Annotated in this window: 6 protein-coding genes; all 6 read right to left on the reverse strand. The window is 72.0% G+C overall.

Going from position 1 to position 3,894, the window contains the following annotated elements; translation table 11 throughout:
• Positions 1-114: 114 nt before the first annotated feature.
• The 6 genes from ACFWY6_RS00005 to ACFWY6_RS00030 are packed head-to-tail and all read right to left on the reverse strand — an operon-like array spanning position 115 to position 3,691.
• The gene (locus ACFWY6_RS00005; RefSeq protein WP_384684152.1) at positions 115-513 is read right to left on the reverse strand and encodes a hypothetical protein; all 399 of its coding nucleotides are present in this window, start codon (positions 511-513) and stop codon (positions 115-117) included.
• Positions 510-920: a hypothetical protein gene (locus tag ACFWY6_RS00010; protein WP_384684155.1), complete on the reverse strand. Its 411-nt coding sequence runs from the start codon at positions 918-920 to the stop codon at positions 510-512. Before ACFWY6_RS00010 ends, ACFWY6_RS00005 begins: the two co-directional genes overlap by 4 nt.
• Before the next feature lie 27 nt (positions 921-947).
• Positions 948-1,688 (reverse strand): hypothetical protein, encoded by a 741-nt coding sequence (locus tag ACFWY6_RS00015; RefSeq protein ID WP_384684158.1) that lies wholly within the window; start codon positions 1,686-1,688, stop codon positions 948-950.
• Positions 1,689-1,708: 20 nt separating this feature from the next.
• The gene (locus ACFWY6_RS00020; RefSeq protein WP_384684160.1) at positions 1,709-2,416 is read right to left on the reverse strand and encodes a hypothetical protein; all 708 of its coding nucleotides are present in this window, start codon (positions 2,414-2,416) and stop codon (positions 1,709-1,711) included.
• Between the two features lie 22 nt (positions 2,417-2,438).
• Positions 2,439-3,335 (reverse strand): relaxase/mobilization nuclease, encoded by an 897-nt coding sequence (locus ACFWY6_RS00025; RefSeq protein WP_384684163.1) that lies wholly within the window; start codon positions 3,333-3,335, stop codon positions 2,439-2,441.
• Entirely contained in the window at positions 3,332-3,691 is a 360-nt protein-coding gene (locus ACFWY6_RS00030) for a hypothetical protein (RefSeq protein WP_384684459.1), read from the reverse strand. Before ACFWY6_RS00030 ends, ACFWY6_RS00025 begins: the two co-directional genes overlap by 4 nt.
• Between the last annotated feature and the right edge of the window lie 203 nt (positions 3,692-3,894).

The following is a 3,894-nucleotide window of genomic DNA, read 5'->3' on the forward strand; positions in this document are numbered from 1 at the left end:
GTGTGATTGTCTGTGTGTCACACAGCGGGGGTGTGTGGGCGGGGGGGGGGGTGTGTGCGCTCGGGGGGGGGGGGGGGGGGCGCCCCGTTGGCGGGGCCCCGCCGAAGAGGGTGGTCAGGGGGAGCGGCGGCTTCCTGCGGAGGGTGGTGTCGCAGGGGCTGGGGCCGGTGGCGACGGTCGTGTTGCGGCGCGGGCGGCTTGGTAGGCGGTGCCGCCGAAGACGGTGTCGATGGAGATGCGGTATCCGGCGCCGGTCAGCAGGGGGACTGCGCGGTCGGCCATCTGTTTCATGGCGATCTCGCCCCAGTGCTCGGGGACTTGATGCCACTCGTCGTCTTCCTCGGGTGCGCAGTGGCGGTCGAGGCCGAGGCCATCGAGCAGTTCCAGGAGGCGTTCGGGGGCGCCGGTGCGGCTGTCGACGTAGATGGTGCCGTCGCGGTGGTAGATCAGTACGTCGACGTCGTGCTCGTCGGCGAGCGTCATGGGCGGGGGCTCCGGGGCGTTGTGGTTCACCGCCGGGCAGGGTTGGCGCGGCTGGGGGCCTTGGGCGCGGGCCGGGTGCTGGCTGGCGGTGCGGCGGCGGGGTGGCGGTGATTGCGGATGTCCGCGACCGCTTCCTGGTAGGCGGTGGGGTCGAAGAGTTCGTCGGGGATGTTGACGACATATCCGGCCAGGAGCAGGGAGGGGAGGGCCCGGGTGGCGGCCTGCTTCTGCTCGGCCTCGCTGAGATGGCCGGGGACTTCGTGCCAGGTGTAGACGGGGCCGGCCGTCGCCGTGGTCTTGCGTTCCAGGCCGAGGGCGTCGAGCAGGGCCAGGAGCTGCTCGGGCGCACCGGTGGGGGTCTCGGCATAGATCGTGTCGGTCAGGGGCTTGCGGTAGATCTCGACGTCGCTGCCGTAGTCGTCGGCTCTGTTGCCCATGAGCGGGCTTCTCTCTTCTTATGGGGGCTATCGCCGCCGGGCAGGCGCCTTGGACGGGGCCGCGACGGGGGCGGTGTCCAGGGCGGGCTTGGCCTGCGGGAGCCGCACGCTGAGGCCGATGCCGAGCCGGTCCAGTTGCGCTGCCGCCCGCTGGATCGACTGGGCCTGTGCGGCGGTGTCCTCGCCGGACAGCACGAACGCGTCCTGGTCCTGGTCGTAGACACAGCCGTTGTCGGCGAGGATCTGGGCGGCATCCGCCCGCTCCGGCTTGGTGACGTGGAAGTCCCGCCCGCTCAACGTGATCACCACAAGTTCCGGGGGCGCGGCCGGGGTGAGGCGGGCGGCATTGTCGTGGACCTGGGCGAGGGCCTTGTCGTAGCGGGGCAGCAGGTCGGTGGTGATGTCCGCGGCGGCCCGGGCCGGGTCGTCGGGGACGGCGATGCCGTCGGGCTCTCGTACGGCGCGGAAGGCGTCCGCGTGGATGTCGGCCGGGGCGATGGCGCCGACGAGGAACTCCTCGCCGCTGCGGGGGCGCGCGATGACGTACAAGCGGGCGCCGTCGTCGCGGGTAAGGACCGCGTCCTGGTCCAGGACGTGCTCGGCAATGGCGTGCGCGACCAGGTTCATGTCCCAGACGTGTTCGGCGCGGGCGAACTGGTCGGGGTAGTGCGCATGTACCTGGTGCTCACTGGTCCAGTTGCCGGGGAGTTCGTCGGCGAGGGCGATGGCGAAGGACGCGAGATCGGGGGCGGATTCGTGGTCGTGCATGTGTACCTCGGGGATGGGGGTCAGCGCCGCCGTCCGGCGGGCGCCGGGGCAGTGGGCGGCGGGCTGGGCGTTGGGGTGGTCCGGGGCGGGGGCGGGCAGCCGCAGACGGCGGAGGCTTCGCGCTCGGTGGGGCCGACTTCGGCGCTGCACACGCTGCGCTGCGGGTGAGGTTCGTGCCGGTCGGCGAGGTCGGCACGCACCCCGGCCAGATCGGACCGGATGACGCCCAGGCGGCTTTCGGCGAGGTGGCGCAGCCGGTCGGCGGTGGCGATGTCGGCTGCTCCGCCGAGGCCCAGGTGGAACTCGATCGTTGCCGTGAGGACGTCGTCGAGGGCGGCCAGGACACCGTCGTGGGCGGCGGTGAGTTCGGTCAAGGCATCCGCGACCTCCTCGGTGGTGGTCGCCTGGCGGATGCGTTCGGCCTGGTGGGCGACCAAGGCGCCGAGGGGGAGGTAGTGCGCCTCGCGCAGTTCGGTCTCGAACTCCTCGTCGCAGGCGACGTCGTACTTGACGGCGCGCAGCCGTGCCACGGCCCGGGTGGCCAGACGTTCCTCCTCGGCCTCGTCGAGGCCGGTGGGCAGCCGGTGGTAGTGCTCGTGCACGCGGACGACGGGGACGAAGCCGGTGCGCTGAAGGATGCTGTGCGCTTCCGGGTCGCCTCCGCGGGCGAGGACCTCGCCGGAGTGCACGTCGCGTTGCAGGGTCAGGTAGCGGTCGGCAAGGGCCAAGGGCGGGACTTTCTCGGGGTGTTCAGCGGGAGCGGCGCGCCGGGCGCGGAGCGGCTGGCACATGGGTGGCCAGGGCGGCGCGCTGGTTGGCTCCGGGCAGATCCGCGGCGGTGGCTTCGAGGTCCTGGTGGATGCCGTACAGGCGCCGGGCGATCAGCTCCAGCCGGTGCCCCGCGTCGGGCCCGTAGGCGTGGGGCAGCTCCTCCAGCCGGTAGGCGGCCTGCTCGACCACACCGCGCACCGAGGCAATCGGCCCGTTGGCCTCGTCGGCGAGCTGGCACATGAGCGTGGCGAGCTGGGCGGCGACGAAGGGCGGGGACTGATCCTCTGCTGCTCGTGGCAGCGTGGGGCGCGCAGTGGGCAGCATCGCGGTGAGCGGACGCCCCTGCCGGGGTTGCGCCGGGACGAGGTCGAGATCGTCCTCGATGTGCCGGCACTCGTCCATGAGCACCCGGTGCAGCAGGTGGGGCTGGTGGGCCCAAACGCCGTCGCTGCGAATGAGGTTGGCGATGACATCGAGGCGGCCGGGCTGCACCTGGAGAGCCACCCAGCGGCACGTTTGCCCGGTCCCCGGAACGGTGAGACCGGTGACGCGGGCCAGCCGCTGCGCGATCTCTGTCCACTCCGGTGGGTGCAGGGCCCGGTCGGTGGGGTGCAGCCGGACTGCCAGGTGGAAGATTTCGGGGTCGTTGGCGTTGGGCCCGCCAGCGTAGGGGTGGAGGCTGACCGGTTCCAGGAGATGGTCCTCCCAGTCGGCGAACATCCACTCCTGCGGACTGCCCTGGGCGTAGCTGTGCTCGGTGGGTGAGTGGGCCACCACCACCTCGCCCAGGACGTCCTGTTCGGCAACGGGACGGGCCAGAGCGACGGAGAGAGGCAGGGAGGGGAAGTGTTCCGCCTCCAAGACGTGCGCGATCACTGGCCGTTCCCACGGTCGGCGATGTGCACGACCTGGTGGTGAGGGACGGTGTCGTACCAGCCGCAGTCGATCATGGTGCCTGCGTCGGCGAACTTCGGTATCAGGTAGTCCTCCAGGGCGCGCAGGTAGATGAGGCAGTCGGGGCAGCGCCGGGAGAGGTGGACCAGGTAGCGGGGGTGGGCGGTGACGAAGGTCTGCTGCCCGCCGTTGGGGTCGCGCAGCCGCCATCCGTCCTCCTCGGTGGGCGTGTGCCAGGACGGGGTCACAACCGTCATGGCATCGCCCCACAGCTCCCCGCCGGCGACGCCCTTGAGGATGACGACCTGGTCGCCGGGCCGGAAGTGGCCGTGAGTCATGTCCCTCTCGGGCGTGAGGATGTCGGCGGGAACGTACGGCGGGCGGGCTGGTTGGGGCACGAAAGGGGTCCTTCCACGAACGGCACGGGCGGCGGTGGAAGGACAATGGTCCGGAGGGTAGCCCGCGGTTGTGTAAAGCGGTCGGTGGGGGTTTCTCGCTCCCGGGGGGGGGGGGGGGGCCGGGGGCGCGCGCCCCCCCCCGC

The organism is Streptomyces sp. NPDC059037, from assembly GCF_042740015.1.
In the GTDB taxonomy this organism is placed as follows: domain Bacteria; phylum Actinomycetota; class Actinomycetes; order Streptomycetales; family Streptomycetaceae; genus Streptomyces.